The following is a 22441-nucleotide window of genomic DNA, read 5'->3' on the forward strand; positions in this document are numbered from 1 at the left end:
TTTTCGCCGGTCAGTTGCTAATGCGCATCGTGTTCTCCGTGACCGAAGAGCGAAGCTTCTACGGCTAGCTGTCCTAGCATCCCCCACGTTGTCTGCTTAAGGGGGCAAACATGAAACGGCCGGCCCAATTGCCAAACGATGCTCGTGACCCTTTTCGGAAGTAATGTGGTCGATGCGCGCAACTCCCATTATTTTTCTGGCGCAAAATTCTGGTTGGTCAGTGGAGACGCGATTGGACGCTGAATGCGTATAAACGGCTTGCTGGCTCCCGCGTGGCAGCTATTGCAGCCGCTGGTAAGCTCGTCGAAGGCGGCCGTAAATTTGGTGCTGCTCTTTGCTCTAACGGCCTTTTCAAGCTTCTCTATCCGTGGATCGATGATGGTCTTGATCATCTCAGCGACAGGGATGCCTTCATATGTTGGAAAAAGCCTTGCGGCGTCCTCTAAGCCTTCCTTGATCTCGTCGATCTCATAAGCAGCGAGGTCCCAGTTATTTTGTTCGCCAGCAAACCATAGCTTGGCGTGGCGAAGCTGCGTAGCTGTCATGAATTCGCCAAGGCCCGGTTGGTAGGGCTCTTTTGCTGGCTGCGCGGCTGCGAACACTACCGAAGCAGTAAGCGCAATGGTGGCAGTGACTATCCACTTCATTCGTGGTCTCCCGAGAGATGGCAATTGGCCAATTTCCCAGGCATAGCTCAGGCTATCCAATTCGGGAAGAAAGCACATTCATCTTTGGCTGCCTGACACTGCGAGCCCTCACTTTGATTGATGTGCGATGATGACCGCTTCTGGCCCGAATGCGAAGTTTAGGCAGCGTCCCGGGTGGTCGGCTCATGGAGGTAGACCGGAAACAACCGGCCGCCCCTTCGAACGGCGCTCATGACCCAAACGCGACATTCCGGGCTTCAAAGGCATTTGATCGGCAATAATCCGTAATTCCTGTCTCGACAGGAACGTCGGAACGTCACCAGGATGGCCGAAATTTTCCTGCCCGCCGATCTATCAGTCGCGCGAGTTTCCTGCCTCAGGCGGCTTAGCGAGCTGCGGCTCCAACCTCGCGGACATATATCGAAAGTCGGGAGTCTATGTTGGCCGCTCCGAATGGCGCGAGGCCGGCGGATATACCGGTGCTGCGACATACGGCGTTCGAACTCGTATTCAACCTGAACACAGCAAGGGTGCTTGGTCTTACGGTGCCATACCTTTGCGGCCGCCGATGAAGTGATCGAACGGCATAGTCGACGGTAACGGCGCGCGAAGCCGTAAGCTTCTTCGCACGGTACCTGAGATGCGTCCCAGAAATCGGGCGCTTCAACGATCGCAATGCCGGGAGTGACGACACTGGACGCCACTCCCGATCAAGAGCTGTCAGGCTTATTCGGCCGCGATCGGGTGCGCGGTCCAACCCTGACCGTGGCTCGAGAACGCGAAGCCCTCGTAGTCCTTTTCGGCGACCTCGGCGCACTTCCTGCGATAGCCGCCGACGCCTTCCGGGCCGAGATACGGCAAGAAGCGGTGCGCCTTGCCGTCAATGTTGGCCCCCATGTACCAGGAATTGGCGCTAGTCATCAGAGTTGCGTTCACGACCTCTGCGACGTGAGCACCCCACGCGTCCTGCGCCTCCGGCGTCGCTTCGATCGTCGTAAGCTTGTTCCTACGCATGTGGGCGATGCATTCCGTAATCCACTCGACGTGCTGCTCAATTGACACCGGCATATTCGACAGCACCGAGGGGCTTTGCGGGCCGGTGATCGTGAACAGGTTCGGATAGCCCGCTATGGCCACGCCAAGATAAGTCTGCGGGCCAGCCTCCCATTCCTGCGCCAGCATCCTGCCGCCGCGGCCCTTGATGCCAAGTGCCTTCAGCGGGCCGGTCAACGCGTCGAAGCCGGTGGCGATGACGATGATATCGAGCGGATACTCCTTGCCGCCCGCGCGAACGCCATTCGGCGTGATTTCCTCGATCGAGCCATCGGTGGCCGCATCCACCAGCAGCACGTTCTTCTTGTTAAAGGTTTCGAAGTAATTGGTGTCCAGGGGCTGCCGTTTGGTGCCGTAGGGATAGGTCTTGGGCGTCAGCTTTTCAGCAGCCACCGGATCATTGACGATCGAGCGGATCTTGCGCTTGAGGTAGTCGGCGATGATATCGTTCGCTTCCTTGGAGAAGAACATATCCTGGTAGTTGGCCAGCCAGAATGCGAAGCCGCCGGCGTCCCACATCCTGTCGAACTCCTGCTCACGCTCCTCGGGAGTGGTATCGAGGACCCCCTTTGGCAGGAAGTTGAGTTCGAACCCAAAGAACGAACCTTTGATGCGCTGGCGGATCCCATCGTAATCGGCCTTGCGCGCCCTGGTGACCTCGGGGTCGACGCGGCCGTTGCGCGCTGGCACGCAGAAGGCGGGCGTACGTTGGAACACCGTGAGGTGCTTGGCCTGCTGCGCAATCTCCGGGATTGCCTGCACCGCGGTCGCGCCGGTGCCAATGACTCCGACCCGCTTGGCGGTGAAGTCGACGCCGTCATGCGGCCATTGGCTGGTGTGGTAGCATTTGCCCTTGAACGACCCCAAACCTTTGAACGGCGGCATATTGGCGGTCGACAAAGCGCCGACTGCGGTGATGACAAAGCGGGTTGTGACTGAGTCGCCCTTGTCGGTGCGCACTGTCCAAAGCTCGCTGTTGTCGTCAAAGATGACCTCGACAACGCGTTTGCCGAATTGGATGTCAGGCTTCAAGTCAAAGCGCTCGGCGCAATGCTCGAGATAGCGCAGAATCTCATCCTGCTCCGGATAGCGCTCGGACCAGTTCCACTCCTGCAGCAGGTTCTTGTCGAACGTGTAGCAATAGATGTAGCTGTCGGAATCGCAGCGCGCGCCGGGATAGCGATTCCAGTACCAGGTGCCGCCAACCCCGTCGCCGGCCTCAAACACGGTGACGTTGAGGTCGAGCTTGTCGCGCAGCGAATGCAGCATGTACATGCCGGAGAAGCCTGCACCAATGATGACGGCATCGAAGTGGGTCTTCGCGCTTGCTCCTGGCGAACTACCTTGCGCAGTCATGATGTTCCTCCCGTTGTGAGCGCTCGTTGTCGGCACAGAGCAGCCTCTCTGTGCGCCGTCGTTTCGGTTGGGTCGTTGCGACGCCGGTCCGGCAAAAGGTCAGACTGGCATCGTCCGTGATCGAAGGCTAGGTCGGCCGCCCTTACGCGGCCACGCGCACCTCGCCGCTCTGATAGGCCGCCGTCTCGAAGTTCATGTAGCCGACAAACGAAGTCGGATCTCCGAAGGGAAGGATCTGCGTCGCCCAATAGCCACCGAACCCGTTCTTGCGGTCGATCCAGTAGAAGGTGTTAGCGAGGCCGGCCCAACCGAGCGACCCGGCCGGCCTTCCAGTCGGCGCGTCCTCGTCGTTGAGCATGAAGGTGTAGCACCAGGACTTCTTCAGACCCGGGAAGAACTCGGCATTGTTCGACAGTGTCGCAATCACGCCAGGCAGCATGACCACGGTCTGGCCCTCCCTGAGGCCGTTGCGGACGGCGGCGGCGACCGTCTCCTGCTTGAGCACGCGGCCATTTGGCCCCGCCCCATCGTTCAGCCACATGCGGATGAACTTCATGTACTCGCCGATCGAGGCGTAGAGCCCGTGGCCACCCATGTGGACTTCCGGGTCAGGCGGCAGCTGCATATCGGGAAGCGGGGTCAGCGACCCGTCGGCTCCGCGCTGGTGGATGACGGCAAGGCGCGACCGCATCGAAGGGGTCAGCGAGAAGACGATGTCCTCCATCCCAAGCGGCGCAAAAATCCGCTCCTTCATGACTTCGCCGAGGCGCTTGCCGCGGATGCTCTCGACGATCTGGCCACACCAGTCAAGGTTGCTGCCGTATTCCCATTTGTCACCGGGATCGAACAGCAGTGGTGTCATCAGCGACGCCTTCGAGCAGGTGACGACGCTCGGCTGGCCCTGCTCCTGGGCCAGGCGGAAATAGCTGGCGTTAAAGAAGTCGTAGCCGAGGCCAGCCGTATGCAGCATCAGCATTCGGGTGGTGATGTCGCGTTTCGGCGTCCGCAGCTTCGGCTTTCCGCCGGCATCGAATCCTTCGAGCACTTCGAGCTTACCGATCTCGGGAACATAGCTCTTCGCCGGGGCATCCAGGTCGAGCTTGCCTTCCTCGACGCATTGCAAGATGGCTGTGCCTGTGATGGCTTTCGTGGTCGAGAAGATGGCAAAGACGGTATCGGCCGTCATTGGCTGACCGCTGCCAAGCATACGCTCGCCGGCGACGCCCTCGTAGATGTTGGCCGACCGATCAGTGATCATCGCGACCACGCCGGGAACACGGTCTTTGCCCGTGACGACGCTTTGCAAAACTCCGTCACATGCGCTTTTCAAGTTGCTACCCATCGCGGCTCCTCCGTTGAAGTTTGCCAAATTGATCCTGTTTCTCCTCGACAGGCTGCGGGTGGTCCCAGCGGACAATCTCGACTGTTGTACGTGTGGAAGTCGCGCTCCAGTCTGATTGCCCCAACACCGCCTGCGCGGACCAAAGTCGCGCCGTAGCCGTAGCAGCAATAGTGATGAGCGTGTCGGTCATGATCTGGCTCGAGGTCAGGGATTTCGACCGAGCGTTGGCAAGATTAGAGCGAATTCTTGCACGCGGCTACGCATTTCCGTTTGGCATAGAAAGCGCAGACCTTTTTTACCGAGCATGTCAACGATGCTGACTCTTGACACTTTCATCCCGGCACATCAGGCCAACATGAGATTTTAATCGAGCTGCGCGGCGACGTTACGCTCGTGGCCCATCAGCGAAGTAGCGGCGCACCTCGTTAAGGTCCGCTCAGTGAGGCACGGCGGACTAGATTTTCTTAGGTTGAGTTCTTCGCATTCTGACCCATCTCAGACAACTCTCAAAAGGATCAGTCGCGTTGGTGCGGTGCCGGCTGAGCCTCGCTGATTCAACGTCAGGTGAGAACGGTATGCCGCGCTCTATGGTAGGCGACTTGAAGGCAAGACTGCAAAGACCGGCATGGCGAGCAACCGCACTGTCACTGCAATTGCCGTGTCTTACTTAAGGGGGTGCAGTCCGGCACTGTCACCGCAATTTCGAAGGATCGTCCACTCATCTCGACGATTCTGACGTCCTTGTCAGAAACTAACTCATTCGTCATCGGACACTGAGCGCTATTCCGCGAGATATAGGAACCGCAGGAGATCCACTGCATTCAAACTTGGCTAACAGCGCAGGTGACGAGCTCGCCGCGCGTTGGCGCAGCTCACCTCAGAAGAGGAGTTGATGATGAGGAAACTCACGATCCTAGCAGCAGGCGTATCCCTGCTTGCAGGCGCCTGCCCAAGCTATGCAGCAGACCACCTGTTCACCGCCGTGGCTGCGGGCGGACTGTCGACTACGACGAGCCAACCATTCCTGAACGGAATCAACAATCCAGGTCGGCCGGGTGACGAAGTCCCAGGTCAAGGCAGCGTATTTCAGGGCGAGGACCATACCGTCCCGGCAACGGATACGACGACCGGGGTGAAGATTCTTAAGACACCTCCGCCCGCACTGACCGGGACGAAGACTGTGCCCACCGGCAGCCCTTCGGTGCCCTAATCCAGCCGACTGCGATCGTTTCGGATCGCGCCAAAAGCGGCGCGTTCACCATCAGGTCTTCTGGTCTGAACGCGCCGCGCCTGCGGCGTTGCCAAGAAGGGGGGCCACGTTCAGCATGGAGCACCGCAAGAGCTAATGCGGCGAGGCTATCATTCGCACGGATAATCAACTGAGTTTACATCGAAAACTTCTGATGCGCGCAACACTGGGAGGCGTTGCGATTGCTGTTGCGTATCCGTTGTGGGCACCGGATAGCCCGGTCACCGCAATTGGGGATAATCATGACAATCTGCGCTACGTCAGCATCACGCGCGATAACGTTGTTCAGAACGTCACTGCTGCCGGAACGCTCGAAGCCGTCGACACCGTCGAGGTCAGCTCACAGCTGTCGGGTCAGGTCGCCAAACTCATGGCTGACCACAATTCCCGCGTACGCGCCGGCGAGCCGCTTGCGGCGCTTGACAGCGCGACCTTTGAAGTCTTGCTCAAGGAAACGGAGGCTGCGCTCGCGGTCGCGTTGGCACAACAGGAAGAGGCCAAGGCAGCCATCGAGGGCGCACAGGCACGCCACGATGACGCTTTGCGGGAGCTTCAGATCAAGGCTGCGCTCAGCAAGAACGGCAGTGTTTCCCAGCGCGACGCCGAGCGAGCACAGATGACGGCTCGGGCGTTCGCCGCGGAATTGTCCGCGGCCAAGGCGCGCGAGCAGATACGCGCGGCCGGGGTAATGGCTGCGCGCGCTTCTCTGGAACGGGCTCGACTTGACCTCGAAAGAAGCACCATCAAGTCACCGATCGACGGGGTCGTGATTCGGCGCAGCGTCGAGCTTGGCCAGACGCTGGCTGCGAGCCTGCAGGCGCCGACGATCTTCACCATCGCGCGTGATCTTTCGGACATGCGCGTAAATGCATTCGTCAGCGAGGCTGATATCGGCGCGGTGCGAACCGGGCAGCGCGTTTTCTTCGGCGTGGATTCGTATCCGGGCCGCGTATTCGAGGGGCGCGTGCGCGAGATTCGGAAGGCTGCGCGGATGGTGCAAAACGTCGTGACCTACACCGTGATGATTTCGGCGCCCAATCCAGACGCCTTTCTGCTTCCGGGAATGACGGCCGACGTCCGCATCCTGGTTCAGGAGCATCAAGACGCGATGGTGGTTCCCAACGCCGCGCTGAGCTTTCGTCCGACCCGAGACGGCGGAAACAACCCTGCACCCGGTCAGGGCGTGATCTGGGTCCGCACGAAATCGGGTCATTTGGCTGCCGCCACCGTGTCACTGGGCGCTACCGGAGATTCGCTCACTGAGATCCGGTCGCCAGATCTCAAAATGGGCGAACAGGTTGCCGTCGGTTATCGGAGCAAACGTTAGATTGGAGCCGCTTGGCCGGTTAGCGCATGCGATCGCTCGTCACCCTCGACCATATCCACAAGCAACACCGGTTCGGTGACCAAAAGGTTCGCGCATTGTCCGACGTAAGCCTGAAAATTGATCGCGGAGAGTTCGTTGCGGTCATGGGCCCATCGGGATCTGGAAAATCGACGTTGCTTTCGATCCTCGGCTGCCTTGATCATCCCTCACGCGGCCGCTATTTTTTCGATGGCGAAGATATATTCGTGCAGTCGAAGGGACGCTTGAGCGAACTGCGAAACCGGCGCATCGGGTTCATCTTTCAAAACTTCAACTTGCTACCCCGGCTGACCGCGCTCGAGAATGTCGGCTTGCCGCTATTCTATCGGCGCGAGCCGCTGCGGAATCCGATCGCGAGGGCACGCGCTGCGCTCGAGCAGGTGGGGCTGGGCGGGCGAATGCACCATGTGCCTGCCCAGCTTTCTGGAGGTGAGCAGCAACGTGTTGCCGTCGCGCGGGCGATCGTCAACGGTCCCGACCTTCTCCTGGCCGACGAACCGACTGGCGCACTGGACACCAGCACGCGCTCGTCCATTCTAGCGCTTCTTGGCGAATTGCAGCGCGCCGGCCTCACGGTCGTGCTTGTAACCCATGATCCTGAGGTCGCGGCGTATGCGTGGCGAAGGATCAAGCTACGGGACGGCGCAATTGTCGGCGACCAGGGATGTGATGCTACCTCATGAGCGTTTGACCGGCGTGAGAGTTCAATGCGATCATTCAGTTATATCTATCTCGCGTTTCGGTCTGTGCGTGTGCACATACTGCGCTCCATTCTCGCAGTGACCGGCATTGTCATCGGCATTGCGGCCGTCCTGATCGTGGTCGCGGTGGCGGAGGGAGCCCGTGCCGAGGTTTCGAGACAGATCACCTCGCTTGGATCGAATCTGCTGCTCGTGCAACCTGGCGCGCAAGTCGCGCAGGGCGTACGACAGCAGGCGGGCACCATCCTTTCGCTCACGACGGGCGATGCAATCGCTGTCGCCCGCGAAGTGCCCGATGTTGTTATCGCGGCACCGTTCGTCGGCGAGCAGAAGACGACGATATCAGGAGACCTGAACTGGTCGACACTTGTTGCCGGTGTGACGCCCGTTTTTTTTGAAGCGCGCGGGTGGAGGCTTGCGGAAGGTCAGCTTTTCAACGATGACCAAGTCGCATCGGCCGCAAAAATAGCCGTCATTGGTCGTACCGTGGCGCGTGAGCTGTTCCGGGACAGTGATCCACTTGGCCGTTTTGTCCGTATTGAACGCTCGTCCTATCTCGTGATCGGAACGCTTGCTGAGAAGGGGCAGGATTTCACGGGGCGAGATCAGGATGACGTCATGTTCATTCCGCTGTCGTCGGCGAGAATCTTCGCCATTGGACGCAGTCAGGCCAATCCCGATGCCGTGCATTCGATTTTGGTGAAAACCGAATCCGCTCAGTCAATGCCCGCGGCAGAAATCGCGATTGCGCGCGTCCTGCGGCAACGTCACAAGATCGTCGGGCGCAAGGCCGACGATTTTCGAATTCAGAACCTCATTCAGGTCGCCCAGATGCGTGACCGAGCCTATCGCCAGTTCACGTTGCTGGTGTCCACGCTTGCAGGAATCTCATTGCTAGTCGGCGGCATTGGGGTGATGAACATCATGCTCGTGTCGGTGACCGAACGGATTAATGAAATAGGCATTCGACTGGCATTCGGCGCCCGACCGCAGGACATCCGTCGACAGTTTCTGTTCGAAGCGGTGCTCCTATGCACGATCGGCGGCCTGTTGGGACTGGCCGTTGGCTACGCATGCGCGCGCGTTGTTCCCGCCGCGCTAGGTTGGCCAACTGAATTCAACGAACGGATGGCGCTGATCGCGATCGCCTGCTCCAGTCTCATCGGCATTATCTTCGGTCTGCTACCCGCTCAGCGGGCGGCGCGTTTGGATCCGGCGGCGCTACTAAGGTCCGTGTAAGCGGTAACGCTCGACGCAGCTAAACGTCCGTGGCGCACCACTCTCGGCTCGCGCACAATACATGGCGATGATCAGGTCTGCGCCATGCCAATGACGTCTGGAGTGGCTCTTCGCGTCCGTACTGGGCCGTCTGTACCTGGTCTGCTTCTAGGGGCTAAGCAGACTGATCATCTCGGATGCGGCCGAACGCGGCTGCCGTCGTCGTGAACGGTGTAGTCGTTCGGAGCGATAAGGCGCAGGGTCAGCAAGTGGTCGACGAAGGCTCAGTGCTGTGTTTGATCGAGCGCTTTGAGCAACGCGTGCAGAAATGCGCTGGCATGGTCGTAGCTCGAACTGCCGTCAGCCACCGCGTGAGCGCGCAGGCAGAGTTGTTCGCCTATAGTTTCAGGACCAGTTGCCTCGGCGCACTCTGACCATAGATCGAGAAGGTCATCAGGAATATATCGGCTGGACATGAACAGGTGGAGCAGCCGAGACGCACCGTGGTGGTTTTCGTTGTGTTGCGCCGCGAATGCAAAGAGCGCGAACAAGCCTTTAAAATCATCACGGGATACTGCTCGCCTAGCCATGGAAATACTCCGACTGGAAACGGCATTCAGCAAATCAATTGAAGAATACTAGCTGGCTTTGTGTGTCCCAACAACGCAAGGAATCCTGTCGCATCGGACCGGGAAAATATCGTAACCTAAATGCGAAAATACCCCGTGGCCTTCAACCCTAAAGGGCTGCCGGGGCGCGCCGCTTGGCAATCGCCAGATATGAAACATCGTTAGTTTGAGACGGACCCGTTGAGGCAGTCTGTCCAAGAGCGAACTTACGGCGACGTGGTTGGGAAAAGATGGCGGATCGGGGCCGGTCGCACCGGTTCACAGAGCTGAGAAGCTGCCCGTGCACGATCGCCGCGATTGGACTCTTCGCGAGGCGCATCGTCCTGGTATGATTGGCAATCTCTTTATTTTGGGCGGCGAGCGTCGGTCGCTGTTTTCGGGAATGGAGGCTCCTCAGGATGATTCCGGGCGGTTTCCCCCTCGAACTCGTCGGCGGCGCAGGCTTCGACGCGCTCGCGCAATACGGTGCGCAAGTGTTGGACCGCGGCTGACCGCTAGGAAATCAGCAAAGGCTCGGCGTCGCTGCCGAGCCTTATTGTTGAGCTCTGAATGTCGGATTTAGAAGTCCATACCCCCCATGCCACCCATGCCGCCGCCGCCCGGAGGCATGCCGCCCGCACCGGTGTTCTTCTTCGGCACTTCCGCCACCATAGCTTCGGTGGTGATCAGGAGCGCTGCGACGGACGCCGCGTTCTGGATCGCCACTCGAACCACCTTAGTCGGATCGATGATACCCTTGGAGACCAGGTTGCCGTATTCGCCGGTCTGCGAGTCGTAGCCGTACGAGTACTGATCCTTTTCGAGGATCTTGCCGACGATGACCGAGCCGTCCTCGCCCGCGTTGATTGCGATCTGGCGGGCCGGGTAGGACAACGCCTTGCGCACGATCTCGACCCCGGTCTTCTGGTCGTCATTTTTGGTGCGAATGCCCTTGAGGTGCTCGGAGGCACGCAGTAGCGCAACGCCGCCGCCTGGCAGGATGCCTTCTTCAACCGCCGCGCGGGTCGCATGCATCGCATCGTCCACGCGATCCTTGCGCTCCTTCACCTCGACCTCAGTCGCGCCGCCGACGCGGATCACCGCGACGCCGCCCGCGAGCTTGGCAAGACGCTCCTGCAGCTTCTCACGGTCGTAGTCCGAGGTGGTCTCCTCGATCTGCGCCTTGATTTGCGCCACGCGCGCTTCGATGTCGGCCTTCTTGCCGGCGCCGCTGACGATCGTGGTGTTCTCCTTGTCGATCATCACCTTCTTGGCGCGACCGAGCATATTGAGCGTGACGTTCTCGAGCTTGATGCCGAGGTCTTCCGAGATCGCCTGGCCGCCGGTTAGGATCGCGATGTCCTGGAGCATGGCCTTGCGGCGATCGCCGAAGCCCGGAGCCTTGACGGCCGCGACCTTCAGGCCGCCGCGGAGACGGTTGACGACGAGGGTGGCGAGCGCTTCGCCTTCGACGTCTTCGGCGATAATCACAAGCGGCTTGCCGCTCTGCACCACGGCTTCCAACAAGGGAAGTAGTTCATTCAACTGAGATAGCTTTTTCTCATTAATCAGGACGTAGGCATCATCCATTTCAACGCGCATCTTATCGGCGTTGGTGACGAAGTAGGGCGAGATATAGCCGCGGTCGAACTGCATGCCCTCGACAACTTCGAGTTCGGTCTCGAGCGACTTGGCTTCCTCAACGGTGATGACACCCTCGTTGCCGACCTTCTTCATGGCGTCGGAGATGAACTTGCCGATCTCCGCATCGCCATTGGCTGAAATCGTGCCGACCTGGGCGATTTCCTCGTTCGAGGTGACCTTCTTGGAGTTTTTGACGAGGTCGGCGACCACGGCTTCCACAGCCATGTCGATGCCGCGCTTCAGATCCATCGGGTTCATGCCGGCGGCAACCGACTTGGCGCCTTCACGGACGATCGCAGCGGCGAGCACGGTCGCGGTGGTGGTGCCGTCGCCAGCCGCGTCTGCGGACTTGGAGGCGACTTCGCGCACCATCTGGGCGCCCATGTTCTCGAACTTGTCCTCGAGCTCGATCTCCTTGGCGACGGTGACGCCATCCTTGGTAATACGGGGAGCGCCGAACGACTTGTCGAGGACGACGTTGCGGCCCTTCGGTCCGAGCGTCACTTTTACCGCATTGTGGAGGATGTCGACACCGCGCAGCATGCGGTCGCGGGCATCGACTCCGAATTTGACTTCTTTTGCTGACATAGTGGGTTTCCCTGAGTTTTTGACTTGGTTTCACCCTTGATGAGGCGCTCGACAGGCGCTTGAGCGGTGGACTAGGCGGCCTTCTTCTTGGAAGACACGTCGGCGAGAACGCCCATGATGTCGCTCTCCTTCATGATCAACAGCTCCTGGGTGTCGATCTTGACTTCGGTGCCGGACCACTTGCCGAACAATACGCGGTCACCGACCCGGACGTCGATCGGGATCAGCTTGCCGCTTTCGTCACGACCGCCGGGGCCAACGGCGATGACTTCACCTTGGGAGGGTTTCTCCTTGACCGTGTCGGGAATGATGATGCCGCCAGCGGTCTTCTCTTCCGCGTCGATGCGCTTGACCACGACCCGGTCGTGAAGCGGACGGAATTTCATGCTCTCCTCCTATCTTCTAGTCGCTTTTTGAAATAGCAGTCGAAGCTAGCGAGTGCTGACCGCTCCGAAAATAAGCCGGCTTGGTCGGCAAACAAGACAAAGCCGCGAAGGATTTCGAAAATCCGTCGTCCTCACCGGTCCGCGGAGGGCCCATTCAGAGCCACCTAAAGGAGCCCCTGGAATCAAGTCTGGGCTGGTCGGAGGAAGCCGCTGAGGAAACTTTAGGCGGGCTTGTACCGTCTGCCCAGGTTGTTGTTTGGCTTTGCCATCCAAATGGCTAGCCGGGCAGGGTTGCGCGCGTCTGGATTAGCCTGTTCGGGTACAATGATGCCGCGTCCAACGGCAGTCTAGACCCGCGGCGGTACGCGGAGAGGCCGGCAAATCTTGTCCCTCTCGCCTACCCAGAGCACCTGGGATGCAGCGGAAGAGGAACTTTCTTTCTAGATTCTCTCCCTTCGCCAGTCCTGCTGCCAAACCCTGCTTGACTCTTCCAGCAAGGCCACGACGTACCTTATGAGCGTTGTCCTCGCGAGCGCCCTGCCTCTGCGTTCGTCACATAAGACGATCGATGATCCCAAGGAGGCGGTCGCAAGACGCCGCGAGACGCTTGTTAGGAGCTGTCGCGATGCCTAGCAGCAAACCGGATCGTGCGGAAGCTGCCTCTGCATACCAGGGCGATAGTGGAGCAGGCGCCAATCCGAACGACAGCATTTCCCTGGCGATGGAGAGGTCTGGTGTCCCGTCCGGCAATTGCATTAGCACCGCCAATCCAGCGATCGTTATGTCCTTGGCGCGTGGGCGAAGGGTCTTTAGCAACGCGTCGCCTCGCGCTGCATAGACACGCTTCGTACGTCGAAGATGCCGCATATAGTGGCCGTCACGCATGAATTTCGCAGTCGCGAGTTGCACAGACGGCCCAGGCGCCGGCGCGAGACACGCCGCGACCTCGGCGAACTGAGACGTCAGCGACGGAGGAGCGACCAGAAAGCCCAGCCGCAGGGTGGGGGTCAGAGTCTTGCTGAAAGATCCGATGTGAATGACGCGCCCGGCGCGATCGAGCGAGGCAAGTGCCGGTGTGGCCCGACCCTTCAGTTGAAGCTCGCTCAGATAGTCATCCTCGATCACCCACGCCCCTTTCTGAGCGGCCCAGTCGAGAAGGCGCAAGCGCCTCTCCAGCGACAACGTGCACCCGAGCGGCGCCTGCTGCCCTGGGGTTACAACAACCAGCGCCGCATCGGGCTCATGGTTCAGGCCATAACTGACATCAATGCCGTCCGCATCAACCGGGATTGGGGCGAGCGACAATCCTGCGAGCTCCAGGCCATGCCGGGTGATTGGGAAGCCTGGATCCTCCATCCAGACTCTTCTCCGTTCGAGGCCGAGCACACGGAGCGCCAGTCCCAAGCCGCTGCAGTAGCCGCCGGTGATGATGATCTGGGAAGCTGTACACTCGATACCACGCGCGATAGCAAGATACGCCGCGATCTCCCGCCGTAGTTCCAGCTCACCACGAGCGTCCGGATATATCGCCGGCCCACTCATTTCCACGCGAATAGCGGACGAACGAATCCGGGCGACGAGCTTGGCGGGGAAAGTTTCATGCGCGGGCACGCCCATCTGGAAAATCGCCGGCCCCGCAGTGAGCTCCCGATACATCTCCATGAACGAGCCGGGATCGGCTGTTTCTTCCTGTCGAGCAGCAATGGAAGGACGATCCGCGACATGCGTTCCGGCCGCGCGGGAAGCGACGATGAGTTGAGCAGCGGACAGCTTTTCGTACGCCGATCGCACCGTGCCTCGAGCGACACCGAGTTGGGCTGCCAGGTCCTGCCAGGAGGGCAGACGCGCTCCCGGAGCGAGCACGCCGTTCTCGATGGCGGCCCTGATGCCTTTGCGGATCTGCTCGGCCAGGGGCGCCTTCGCAGATCGATCAAGCTCCAACCGCAGCGGCTTGGTCATGCCCCCTTGGTACACGATTTTTGTGCGTTCTTGGTGCTTTTTTCCGGACCAGAGCAGCCGCACCTATGCGGGACAAAGGAGAACGCCACCATGAAAATACGATTCATCTTTGGCGCGGCTTTCGCTGCCGTTGCCATCACCACTGCAACGCCTGCCGTCGCCCATGGCGGCGGCGAAACGGTCACGCCGCGCTTTCAACAGATGATCCCCAACATTCCCGGCAAGTCACTGAAGGCCCTGATCGTCGACTATACGCCGGGCGGGGCGTCAGCTCCGCACATCCACGCCAAGTCGGCTTTCATCTTCGGCTACGTTCTGTCGGGAGAAATCGAGTCCCAGGTGAATGACGGACCCAGGCGGGTCTACCGCGCCGGCGAAAGTTTTTACGAGACGCCAGGCTCGCGCCATTCCATCAGCCGCAATGCCAGCAAGACCAGGCCAGCAAGGCTGCTCGCCGTGTTCGTCGTTGATACCGACGACAAGGAACTGACTACACCGATCAAATAACACTTGTCATCAAGGAGCAAAAAATGAGCAAGCGTCTCGACTACAATCAGATTGCACCGACAGGCGTGAAAGCGCTCGGCGGCGTCTACGGTTACATAATGCAGAGCAACCTTCCACCCGCGCTGGTCGACCTGGTCTACCTGCGAATTTCACAGATCAACAACTGCGCGTATTGTCTCGACTCGCACACGCGCGACCTGCTCAAGAAGGGAGTGAAGATCGAAAAGCTGGCGCTGGTACAGGCGTGGAGGGAAGCCGGTAACCTCTTCGACGAGCGCGAGCGCGCCGCCCTTGCGTGGGCCGAAACGGTGACGCGTGTCGCAGAGACCAATGTACCGGATGAAGCCTATCAGGCTGCCCGCGCTGTGTTCGGCGAGCGAGAACTTGTGGATCTGACGATCGCAGTTGGCTTGATGAACGCCTACAATCGTATTGCAATCAGCTTTCGGAACACGCCGCAGGCCGTACTCGGACAGTAAGCCTTGGAGGTGCCGGAACTCTTCTCCGCCGAGCTTCGTTCAGCCTCCAGATCACTTCTGCCTGCACGCTGATCAGGTAACAGGACGAAAGGACACACATCATGTCACACCGGATCAACGACAGCGCGATCGACTTTTTCCAGATCAACGAAGATATCGCGCTCAGAAGGATGGTTTTGCGTAACCCGGGGCGGAAGGGGACTGTTCTCTTCCTGCACGGGTTTCCGGAGACCCTGTACGCCTGGAAGGATATTGCCGCGGCTCTCGCCGATGACTACGACGTCCACGCTTTCGACTGGCCGGGCTACGGTCTTTCATCGAGGCCAGCGGTCGACAGGTTCTCCTATTCGCCGAAGGACTACGCGCATATTCTGGATCAGTACATCGTGAAAACAGGCATCGACACCTCGAGGCTCACGATCTACGCGACCGACATCGGAGCGCTACCGGCACTCCTGCTGGCGGTGGAAAAACCTGATATCGCAAGGACAATTATCGTTGGCGACTTCGCCCCGTTTGACAGGCCCCAGTTCATGTATGAGAGCCTGCAAGGCCTGAAGGCGGGGCCTGCAATGGATCAGATCCGCGCCAACATGAACAGGAATCGCGACGAGATCCTCGCAAACACCTTCACAAGAGGCTTGCCCAAGGAAGCGCAATTCGAAGTTACGGAGGAATTCAGGGACGACATGTCCCGCGGATGGAGCCAGGGCGCCATGACGACGGTAGACGCTTTCTCCCACTATTACTCGTACTTTACGCGGGACCAGGACCGTTTCGAATCGCAACTCGCCCGGCTTAAAACGCCGGTGAAGGTAGTTTGGGGCGAGAAAGACCTCTACATCAAGAAGGAGATGGGCGCAGAATTCGCCGAAAGAGTCCACGCCGAACTCGCGATTCTTCCCGGTATTGGGCACTTTCCTCACCTCCAGGATCCGAAGCAAACCGTCGATGAGGTTCGTGCCTCATTTCGATGACTGCGCAGGGGTCTATCTCCGCGCCCTGCGCCGATGAGCTTCGATCACCAAATGTAGAGACCGCTTCCGTCGGCCGTAAAGGCAGGGTTCGTGAATGCATGTCGCATCACTCATCAGCAATCGAGCTTGCCTGACATGCTCACGAGCTGCGCGCGAACGAAAAGTGGATGTATCTGGTGCGGTTTCTGGTACGGCGGTGTCACTGCAGGCACCGAGAACGAGGTAAGCTATTGATCACGGTGGTGGGCCCGGCAGGACTCGAACCTGCAACCAGATCGTTATGAGCGGCTGAAGATTGGTCAGATCCGTTGATCTCCTGCGGTTTTGTTCGGGTCCAAGTGCTTTCGTTGCGTTTCGTTGACGCCGGTTCTGGTACGAAGCTGGTGCGTGCTCCGAAACTTGCCTGAAGGCCCTAAGTCGGCGATTGGCAGCGTTTGGTGGTGCAAACCTTCGGACGAACTCGCAAGTTGCAGAATGGTCCGAGAGCGGACCAAATCGGCCATGATTGCTTTCACGATTGGCCTTTTGCGATCATCGCGGCACGGGTCTGGAGTCCGATCTAATCCGTCCATCCAGGCATGGGCCGGACAACGGCGCGCGCTTAATGGGCGCTTAATGCTTTTGCGCAACAGATAGATCACCAGCGCGGAATTAGTCCTAGTTACGAGTGCGAGCCGAGCTCCCGAGGAGGGGAATCGGATGGGACTGCTATTTGTCGGAGTGCTGGCAGGAGTCCTGATCGGCTTTGGCTGGTTCGCGCCGTCCCGGGGGTATTTCCTCGGGTGCGCGTCACGACCCTGTTTCGACAGGGGCGCTGTCGCCCAACCCGCGCAGCCAATGCCGACTGCGTTGGCGCCAGAGCCTGCGGTTGTCAGATCGAATTCCGCAACGCAGGCAAGGCCCGGCAAGACATCAACTCCGAAGAAACGCGGATCGACCGATCTTGCCAAAGCGGCGTCCCCGCGGACGAGGATCAGCGTCCCGGCACCCGAACGGACCGCGGAAATGTCGGATCGTGCTCTGGACAAGGCGAAGGTTGCGATCGCGACGCAGATGGGGGATCCGGAGACGGTCGAACTCAGCGACGTGAAGCGCGCAATGCGAAAGAACATGCTTGGACGCCGCGTGGATACGATTTGCGGGCGCGTGAAAGGAAGAAGCGCGTCAGGCGGCGAGACTGGAGAGCGGCCGTTTCTGTATCTCGTGAAGGAGGATGAAGCATACGTCGTCGACGGTAGGTCAGGGTCGGCGGCCTCAACGGCGTATCGAAATATCTGCAATTAGGGATGCGTCGACTGCGCCACCGCGCGGTACACGCCAAAATGATTTGAGCGGAAAGAATTTCCACCCAGGTGTCAAGTGATCCCGCAGTGGATGCGGCACTAACGGCGGCACTGCGCCGCTCTCGTGATGATGCATTCAGGATGAACGCAGCAGCACGGGAGACGCAATACGGAATGGGAATATAGCGGAAATTCGTTTCATCTCGAGGGCATCATGCACGACATAATCAACACGTCAAAGCGGCTCAATGAATCGCTTCACTTGCCGGTTCTGGTGATCATCGAGCCGCTCGTGTTGCCTCGTACATGCATTCTGCACGTCCTCAGGAGGGAGTTGGACGAACTTGAGATCCTTGACATGGCAACGGTCCAAGGCCTGGACTGCACGTCAGCCCGCGATGTTCGTCTGGTGATGCTGAGTATCGCGGACAAGCCCATCGGCGATCCCTCGGTTGAGGACGATCTCGCCTTCGTTGCGGAGTGTTGTCCCAACGCCGCCACTGTTGTCCTCTCAAACCATGACGACGAACCGACCGTGCAGGCCGCGATGCAGCGGGGCGTGCGCGGCTTTCTTTCCACCTCGCTACCGATCGAGATCGCCATAGCAGGCCTGCGCCTTGTTCTTGTCGGCGGCGCCTACAGGCCGTTGCCCGTGGCCAGGATGAACAGGATAACGGATTTCGAGCCACCGGATGCGCGCGGGCTTGTGCCCGCATATCTGATTAACGAGGGAGCCAGAGTGGCTATCGACAGGAGGAGCGTGACCGATCTCACGCCTCGTGAGCAACAGGTTCTGGCGGAACTGGAGCTCGGCCTGCCCAACAAGCTGATCGCCGCCAAATTGGGCCTCTCGGAAAGCACAGTCAAAATGCACATTCAGCATATCATGAGGAAATGTGCTGCGCACAATCGCACGGAAGCCGTCCTCCGCTGGCGCGGCCGGTTGCCCGCGCAGAGTCGCGATCACGACCCCGGTGCGGCTCTAATGCCGGAGACCTAAAGCATGATCCGGACCCGGAGGGCCGCGTTAACGCAAGGTGCGCAGCGGTTCTCCCTCGCGACAAACGCGGAACGCGTTTGCGTGGAGATCATGCTCCAACAACAACCTAAAGCGCGATGACGATTCATCCCAATCTCATCGCGCTTTAGTCCTCTCTGAATGCACCACGGAAGCTGTCGAGCAGGGGCCTGAGCGCGTAGAGAGCCACGGTGCCTCGCCCGGTCGTGATGAACACTTGAACCGGCATGCCGGGGACGATCTGGATGTCGTTTGCCGCGATCTGCCCATCGTCGATCCGGATCTTTGTCGCGTAGTATGGCTGGTCGGTACGCTTGTCGAGGAGCCGGTCTGCGGATATGTGCACGACGGTTCCCTTCAGGCGAGGCACGCGACGCTGATTGTACGGTACGAGGTGAACCTCGGCACTGAGGCCGGGATGAACCACATCGATGTCCTCGGGCCTCAGGCGCGCGGTTACGATGAGACGGTCTTGCCGGGGCACTAGGTCCATGAGCGGAGCACCTGCTCCGATGACACCGCCGGCTGTATGAACCCGCAGATCGGTTATCACGCCGTCCTCGGGCGCCTTGACCTCCGTTCGCGATAGCTGATCCCTGGCCGCAAGCAACCGCTCGCGGAGCTGGAATATCTGGTTCTGTGCTTCACGAAGCGACTGTGCGATCTCGTTCTGCCTCTCGCTCTCGAGCTTGAACAATGTGGCCTGCTGTTCGCTGATGACCTGCCCGGCGCGGGCAATCTGCGCGGCGATCTCGCCGCGGCGGCCCTCGACGTCGGCCAGCTCCCGCTGCAGGTTCAGAAGCCGCGGCCGCCGTTCGAGCCCCTTGTTGACGAGGGTCGCGACCATATCCAGTTCCTCCCGAACGATGTCGACCCGCTGCCCGGTGGCGGTTTCCTGAGCCTTGAGACCTTCGATCTCCTTCTCGACTTGATGCCTTCGTTCGCGAATGACCGCAAGCTGCGACTCGTGAACTTGCATGCGTGCCTGAAAAATGAACTGCTGCGCCGACACCGCAGCGGCGGCCACTCCGTTCTGCCTGCTGTCCTGTTCCAGCGCGTCCGGGATTGCGATCCTCTCGAATCTCTGCTGCTCGGCTTGAAGCCGTGCGGCACGAGCAGCTGCATCCCAAAATTGACCTTGGAGGCTTTGCATCTCCGAGCCGGCCCGGGTGTCGTCCAGCGCGATCAGCGTTTGGCCGCTGCGCACGATATCGCCATCCGAAACCAGGATCTTCCTGATGATACCGCCTTCCAGATGCTGGATCGTCTTGCGGCTCGATTCCGATTCCAGGACGCCAGACGCGATCGCGGCGCTTTCGAGAGGCGCGAGGCTCGCCCATGTACCAAGCCCCAGCATGAAGCAGAGCACCAGCAGATTGCCCGCGACGGTGATGCCGCGGAGCCTTCCGCGCGGAGAGGTCGGCGTGGGCGTCGAGCACCATGGAAATTCCAGAGGCTCGAAATCGTCGATTGCGGTCACCACGACGCCAAATCGCCGAGCGGGTGGGTGGGGCGCCGGCGCTCGCACGAGCTGGTCCCAGATCATGGGAAGTCTCGAGACGGCGGGAAGTTTCCAGATGGTGAGAGAGTTCCAAATCATGGCGCTATCTGTGAAGTAACCTGGGGTCGGCTCAGGTGCCGTTCAAAGATGTCCTCGCTGTCGCCGAACGCGGCGACCGCACCGTCCTCCATGATGGCAATCTTGTCCGTGGCGGCGAGAAGACCCATCCGGTGAGTGATGACGACAAGGATGACGCCTGCGAGCTTCATGCGCTCGATGGCATCCAGGAGCATTCGCTCGCCCCCGTAGTCGAGGCTGGCGTTGGGTTCGTCGAGAACGATGAGGCGTGGACTGCCGAAAAAGGCGCGGGCAAGACCGAGGCGCTGCCGATACCCGCGCGAGAAGGTTGCTTCACTCTGAACCACCGTGTCGTAACCCAGCGGCAAGCGCATGATCGCCCCATGGATACCGACGAGCTTGGCCGCTTCGATGACCTTCCGCCGATCGGCATCGTCAAGGCGTGCGATGATGTCGTTGATCGTGTCGCCGAGGAGGTTGATGTCCTGGGGGAGATATCCGAGGCGGTCGCCTTTTAGGCCCTCGCGAAACAGCGAGACGTCGGTATTGTCGAGGACGACACGGCCATGCGTTGGCATCGACAGCCCGGCGATCACCTGGCCGAGCAAGGACTTGCCTGACCCGGACGGACCGATGATGCCAAGGCATTCTCCGGGCATGAGGCTGAACGAGACGCCGTTCAGGAGCAGATGGTTGGTCCCCGCAAGCCTCACGTCAACATTGTCGACGACGAGGCCGCTTCGCGCCTGCAGCGGAGAAACCTCTGGGCTCTGCTGCCGGGCGACGGGGAATGCGGCGAGAAGTGCGCCGAGCCGCTGACAAGCGCTCACGGCCGTCACGAGCGATTTCCAGCCTGCGACCGCACTTTCGACCGGCGCGAGCGCCCGGCTGAACATCAGCGTGGAAGCAAAGATGATTGCCGGACTCTTCCCGTGATCGAGGACGAGCCATGCGGCAGCCCCCATGATCAGGACCTGCGACAGCGCGCGAACCGGCTTGGCGGCCAGTGAGACGATCTCGCCTCGCCGGAGTGCCACATCGTGCTCTCTGCGGGCGTGCTGCGCGTCACGGTGGATCATGCGCGCAGCGCTATCGAGCATTCCCATGGCGCGGATCATGTGGATGTTGCTCGCTGCAGTCTGGAGGCGGCCGCAGCTTCTGGATAGCGCGGCGCCGGATCTGAGCAGAACGTCTTCCGTGACCAGCTCTCCGGCAACCGTGAGCGCGAACAGGAAGGCGACGCAGCAGGCGCCCACCACGCCGAGCAGGGGATGGATCAGAACGAGGACAAGGAGGAACAAGGGCGCCCAGAGCGCGTCGAACAGCATCGGAGATGCGCCGGATTCGACGAACTGGCGCAGCACGGTGAGATCCCGATATGCGCCCGATGCTTGCGTCCAATCGCTGCGAAGCGCCGATTCGAGGCCGGCCGAAATCACGCAGGGACGAAGGCGATCGTCGAGCCAGGCGCCGAGGCGTCCCAGGACGGCGCGCCGCAATGCATCAAAGACGCCGCCGACGACCACCGTGATCGCGACAATGAGCGTGAGCAGGAGCAACGTCTCGCCGCTCCGGCTCGACAACACCCGGTCGTAGATCTGAAGAAGATAGATGGAGGGCGCAAACAGAAGCAGGTTGTAGCTGCAACTATATGCGAATACGAGACCCAGTGGTCCCACACAGGACCGGAGGGCTGCGTGCAGTGGCGTCCGGACCTGCGGCAGGATGGGCAACCGAATGGGCGGCATCAGCATGATCGTCACCGCCTGAAATCGAGGTCCGGTGCACTTGACCGATGGCCAACGTCGTCTGCCAACGGTATCGTATCGGCGGGGTATTGGCTCGAACTTCAGACCGGTGGCGGCGGCCACCGGTCCCTGCCAGTCGGACGAGCCGGTGGTCAGAAAGAAGTATCGAGATGGAAGCTCACTTCTCCGCCCAGCGCGGCGTTACCGTCTCCGCCATTGCCGCCGATGCCGGCCACGACCTCTTGGTGCTGGTCCACCGCGAGCTTGTTGATCTGGGTCGCATCCGTATTGGCGTATACCTTGGAGGTATCGTAACCGCTGTAGGATTTCTGGCTTCCGTTCGACTGGGCGTCTCCGCCATGGGCCTTCGAAAACAACGAGGCCTGCGCGTTGGCGCCGCCGGCATCCCAGTCTGCCGTCTGATTGACGTGATCGCCGGTGCTCACGTGCACGTCGGCACCTTCCGCCTTGTTGGTTGGATCGAAGTTGAGCGTCGGCTTGCTGATGATGGCTCCCTTGAAGGTGCCGTCGCCGCCATTTCCGACGTTCTGACCACCGGTGCTGATCGATTTGAATCCGATCGAGTCCGAGATGTTGATCGCTTTGGGCAACATTTGAGCCTCCTGCTTTCTGTTGGCTTTCGTGCATCATCCATCCCGATCAGGCGGACGCGCGCGGCAAGTCTGATCCGCCCAAGCGCGATGGCGATAGATGTCAAATCGGACACCATCCG

Annotated in this window: 19 protein-coding genes; 9 read left to right on the forward strand and 10 right to left on the reverse strand. The window is 60.1% G+C overall.

Features of this window, described 5'->3' with window-relative positions; translation table 11 throughout:
• Nucleotides 1-188: 188 nt before the first annotated feature.
• From AB5K84_RS10970 to AB5K84_RS10980, 3 genes are all read right to left on the reverse strand, one after another.
• Nucleotides 189-647 (reverse strand): hypothetical protein, encoded by a 459-nt coding sequence (locus AB5K84_RS10970; protein WP_038965607.1) that lies wholly within the window; start codon nucleotides 645-647, stop codon nucleotides 189-191.
• 726 nt (nucleotides 648-1373) lie between these two features.
• Nucleotides 1374-3056 carry a flavin-containing monooxygenase gene (locus AB5K84_RS10975; protein WP_011089722.1) on the reverse strand — a complete coding sequence of 561 codons (1683 nt, stop codon included), beginning with the start codon at nucleotides 3054-3056 and terminating at the stop codon, nucleotides 1374-1376.
• Between the two features lie 142 nt (nucleotides 3057-3198).
• Nucleotides 3199-4398 carry a serine hydrolase domain-containing protein gene (locus tag AB5K84_RS10980; RefSeq protein ID WP_011089721.1) on the reverse strand — a complete coding sequence of 400 codons (1200 nt, stop codon included), beginning with the start codon at nucleotides 4396-4398 and terminating at the stop codon, nucleotides 3199-3201.
• 895 nt (nucleotides 4399-5293) lie between these two features.
• Between AB5K84_RS10980 and AB5K84_RS10985 the strand changes: the two genes are divergently transcribed.
• From AB5K84_RS10985 to AB5K84_RS11000, 4 genes are all read left to right on the forward strand, one after another.
• Nucleotides 5294-5608: a hypothetical protein gene (locus AB5K84_RS10985; RefSeq protein ID WP_131727849.1), complete on the forward strand. Its 315-nt coding sequence runs from the start codon at nucleotides 5294-5296 to the stop codon at nucleotides 5606-5608.
• A gap of 193 nt (nucleotides 5609-5801) precedes the next feature.
• Nucleotides 5802-6974: an efflux RND transporter periplasmic adaptor subunit gene (locus AB5K84_RS10990; protein ID WP_011089720.1), complete on the forward strand. Its 1173-nt coding sequence runs from the start codon at nucleotides 5802-5804 to the stop codon at nucleotides 6972-6974.
• Nucleotides 6975-7000: 26 nt separating this feature from the next.
• Nucleotides 7001-7696 (forward strand): ABC transporter ATP-binding protein, encoded by a 696-nt coding sequence (locus AB5K84_RS10995; protein ID WP_011089719.1) that lies wholly within the window; start codon nucleotides 7001-7003, stop codon nucleotides 7694-7696.
• A 24-nt stretch (nucleotides 7697-7720) separates the two neighbouring features.
• On the forward strand, nucleotides 7721-8953 hold the full coding sequence (locus AB5K84_RS11000; RefSeq protein WP_011089718.1) for an ABC transporter permease: 1233 nt from the start codon (nucleotides 7721-7723) through the stop codon (nucleotides 8951-8953).
• A gap of 263 nt (nucleotides 8954-9216) precedes the next feature.
• Here the strand turns inward: AB5K84_RS11000 and AB5K84_RS11005 are convergent, their stop codons facing one another.
• The 4 genes from AB5K84_RS11005 to pdxR all read right to left on the reverse strand — a co-directional run bounded on the left by AB5K84_RS11005 (nucleotide 9217) and on the right by pdxR (nucleotide 14117).
• Complete coding sequence (locus AB5K84_RS11005; RefSeq protein WP_133415035.1) at nucleotides 9217-9522, reverse strand: hypothetical protein; 306 nt, start codon at nucleotides 9520-9522, stop codon at nucleotides 9217-9219.
• Between the two features lie 597 nt (nucleotides 9523-10119).
• On the reverse strand, nucleotides 10120-11772 hold the full coding sequence (groL, locus tag AB5K84_RS11010) for a chaperonin GroEL (RefSeq protein ID WP_011089717.1): 1653 nt from the start codon (nucleotides 11770-11772) through the stop codon (nucleotides 10120-10122).
• Nucleotides 11773-11843: 71 nt separating this feature from the next.
• On the reverse strand, nucleotides 11844-12158 hold the full coding sequence (locus tag AB5K84_RS11015; protein WP_011089716.1) for a co-chaperone GroES: 315 nt from the start codon (nucleotides 12156-12158) through the stop codon (nucleotides 11844-11846).
• Nucleotides 12159-12710: 552 nt separating this feature from the next.
• Nucleotides 12711-14117, reverse strand: coding sequence for a MocR-like pyridoxine biosynthesis transcription factor PdxR (pdxR, locus tag AB5K84_RS11020; RefSeq protein ID WP_441232393.1), 1407 nt, complete (start codon nucleotides 14115-14117; stop codon nucleotides 12711-12713).
• A gap of 90 nt (nucleotides 14118-14207) precedes the next feature.
• Between pdxR and AB5K84_RS11025 the strand changes: the two genes are divergently transcribed.
• From AB5K84_RS11025 to AB5K84_RS11045, 5 genes are all read left to right on the forward strand, one after another.
• Nucleotides 14208-14624 (forward strand): cupin domain-containing protein, encoded by a 417-nt coding sequence (locus AB5K84_RS11025; protein ID WP_038965610.1) that lies wholly within the window; start codon nucleotides 14208-14210, stop codon nucleotides 14622-14624.
• Between the two features lie 23 nt (nucleotides 14625-14647).
• Nucleotides 14648-15103: a carboxymuconolactone decarboxylase family protein gene (locus tag AB5K84_RS11030; RefSeq protein ID WP_011089713.1), complete on the forward strand. Its 456-nt coding sequence runs from the start codon at nucleotides 14648-14650 to the stop codon at nucleotides 15101-15103.
• Nucleotides 15104-15204: 101 nt separating this feature from the next.
• Entirely contained in the window at nucleotides 15205-16080 is an 876-nt protein-coding gene (locus AB5K84_RS11035) for an alpha/beta fold hydrolase (RefSeq protein ID WP_011089712.1), read from the forward strand.
• A gap of 1005 nt (nucleotides 16081-17085) precedes the next feature.
• Nucleotides 17086-17364, forward strand: a complete 279-nt coding sequence (locus AB5K84_RS11040; protein ID WP_231166644.1) for a hypothetical protein — start codon at nucleotides 17086-17088, stop codon at nucleotides 17362-17364.
• Nucleotides 17365-17577: 213 nt separating this feature from the next.
• Nucleotides 17578-18363 (forward strand): response regulator transcription factor, encoded by a 786-nt coding sequence (locus AB5K84_RS11045; RefSeq protein WP_011089710.1) that lies wholly within the window; start codon nucleotides 17578-17580, stop codon nucleotides 18361-18363.
• A 145-nt stretch (nucleotides 18364-18508) separates the two neighbouring features.
• Here AB5K84_RS11045 and AB5K84_RS11050 read toward each other — a convergent pair whose 3' ends face one another.
• The 3 genes from AB5K84_RS11050 to AB5K84_RS11060 all read right to left on the reverse strand — a co-directional run bounded on the left by AB5K84_RS11050 (nucleotide 18509) and on the right by AB5K84_RS11060 (nucleotide 22322).
• Entirely contained in the window at nucleotides 18509-19927 is a 1419-nt protein-coding gene (locus AB5K84_RS11050) for an HlyD family type I secretion periplasmic adaptor subunit (RefSeq protein WP_236842127.1), read from the reverse strand.
• A 50-nt stretch (nucleotides 19928-19977) separates the two neighbouring features.
• The gene (locus tag AB5K84_RS11055; RefSeq protein ID WP_063921648.1) at nucleotides 19978-21714 is read right to left on the reverse strand and encodes a type I secretion system permease/ATPase; all 1737 of its coding nucleotides are present in this window, start codon (nucleotides 21712-21714) and stop codon (nucleotides 19978-19980) included.
• Nucleotides 21715-21860: 146 nt separating this feature from the next.
• Nucleotides 21861-22322: a hypothetical protein gene (locus tag AB5K84_RS11060; RefSeq protein ID WP_011089707.1), complete on the reverse strand. Its 462-nt coding sequence runs from the start codon at nucleotides 22320-22322 to the stop codon at nucleotides 21861-21863.
• Nucleotides 22323-22441: the final 119 nt, after the last annotated feature.

The sequence above is a fragment of the Bradyrhizobium sp. 1200_D9_N1_1 genome, assembly GCF_052075915.1.
GTDB classification, from domain to species: Bacteria; Pseudomonadota; Alphaproteobacteria; order Rhizobiales; family Xanthobacteraceae; genus Bradyrhizobium; species Bradyrhizobium diazoefficiens.

What these genes read in the sequence shown, in the direction of transcription:
- AB5K84_RS11055 (WP_063921648.1), bottom strand. Translation starts at nt 21,714, where the DNA reads ATGCTGATGCCGCCCATTCGGTTGCCCATCCTGCCGCAGGTCCGGACG.
- AB5K84_RS11025 (WP_038965610.1), top strand. Translation starts at nt 14,208, where the DNA reads ATGAAAATACGATTCATCTTTGGCGCGGCTTTCGCTGCCGTTGCCATC.
- AB5K84_RS11040 (WP_231166644.1), top strand. Translation starts at nt 17,086, where the DNA reads ATGTCGGATCGTGCTCTGGACAAGGCGAAGGTTGCGATCGCGACGCAG.
- AB5K84_RS10975 (WP_011089722.1), bottom strand. Translation starts at nt 3,056, where the DNA reads ATGACTGCGCAAGGTAGTTCGCCAGGAGCAAGCGCGAAGACCCACTTC.
- AB5K84_RS10985 (WP_131727849.1), top strand. Translation starts at nt 5,294, where the DNA reads ATGAGGAAACTCACGATCCTAGCAGCAGGCGTATCCCTGCTTGCAGGC.
- AB5K84_RS10980 (WP_011089721.1), bottom strand. Translation starts at nt 4,398, where the DNA reads ATGGGTAGCAACTTGAAAAGCGCATGTGACGGAGTTTTGCAAAGCGTC.
- pdxR (WP_441232393.1), bottom strand. Translation starts at nt 14,117, where the DNA reads ATGACCAAGCCGCTGCGGTTGGAGCTTGATCGATCTGCGAAGGCGCCC.
- AB5K84_RS11030 (WP_011089713.1), top strand. Translation starts at nt 14,648, where the DNA reads ATGAGCAAGCGTCTCGACTACAATCAGATTGCACCGACAGGCGTGAAA.
- AB5K84_RS10970 (WP_038965607.1), bottom strand. Translation starts at nt 647, where the DNA reads ATGAAGTGGATAGTCACTGCCACCATTGCGCTTACTGCTTCGGTAGTG.
- AB5K84_RS11035 (WP_011089712.1), top strand. Translation starts at nt 15,205, where the DNA reads ATGTCACACCGGATCAACGACAGCGCGATCGACTTTTTCCAGATCAAC.
- AB5K84_RS11005 (WP_133415035.1), bottom strand. Translation starts at nt 9,522, where the DNA reads ATGGCTAGGCGAGCAGTATCCCGTGATGATTTTAAAGGCTTGTTCGCG.
- AB5K84_RS10995 (WP_011089719.1), top strand. Translation starts at nt 7,001, where the DNA reads ATGCGATCGCTCGTCACCCTCGACCATATCCACAAGCAACACCGGTTC.
- AB5K84_RS11060 (WP_011089707.1), bottom strand. Translation starts at nt 22,322, where the DNA reads ATGTTGCCCAAAGCGATCAACATCTCGGACTCGATCGGATTCAAATCG.
- groL (WP_011089717.1), bottom strand. Translation starts at nt 11,772, where the DNA reads ATGTCAGCAAAAGAAGTCAAATTCGGAGTCGATGCCCGCGACCGCATG.
- AB5K84_RS11015 (WP_011089716.1), bottom strand. Translation starts at nt 12,158, where the DNA reads ATGAAATTCCGTCCGCTTCACGACCGGGTCGTGGTCAAGCGCATCGAC.
- AB5K84_RS11000 (WP_011089718.1), top strand. Translation starts at nt 7,721, where the DNA reads ATGCGATCATTCAGTTATATCTATCTCGCGTTTCGGTCTGTGCGTGTG.
- AB5K84_RS11045 (WP_011089710.1), top strand. Translation starts at nt 17,578, where the DNA reads ATGCACGACATAATCAACACGTCAAAGCGGCTCAATGAATCGCTTCAC.
- AB5K84_RS11050 (WP_236842127.1), bottom strand. Translation starts at nt 19,927, where the DNA reads ATGATCTGGGACCAGCTCGTGCGAGCGCCGGCGCCCCACCCACCCGCT.
- AB5K84_RS10990 (WP_011089720.1), top strand. Translation starts at nt 5,802, where the DNA reads ATGCGCGCAACACTGGGAGGCGTTGCGATTGCTGTTGCGTATCCGTTG.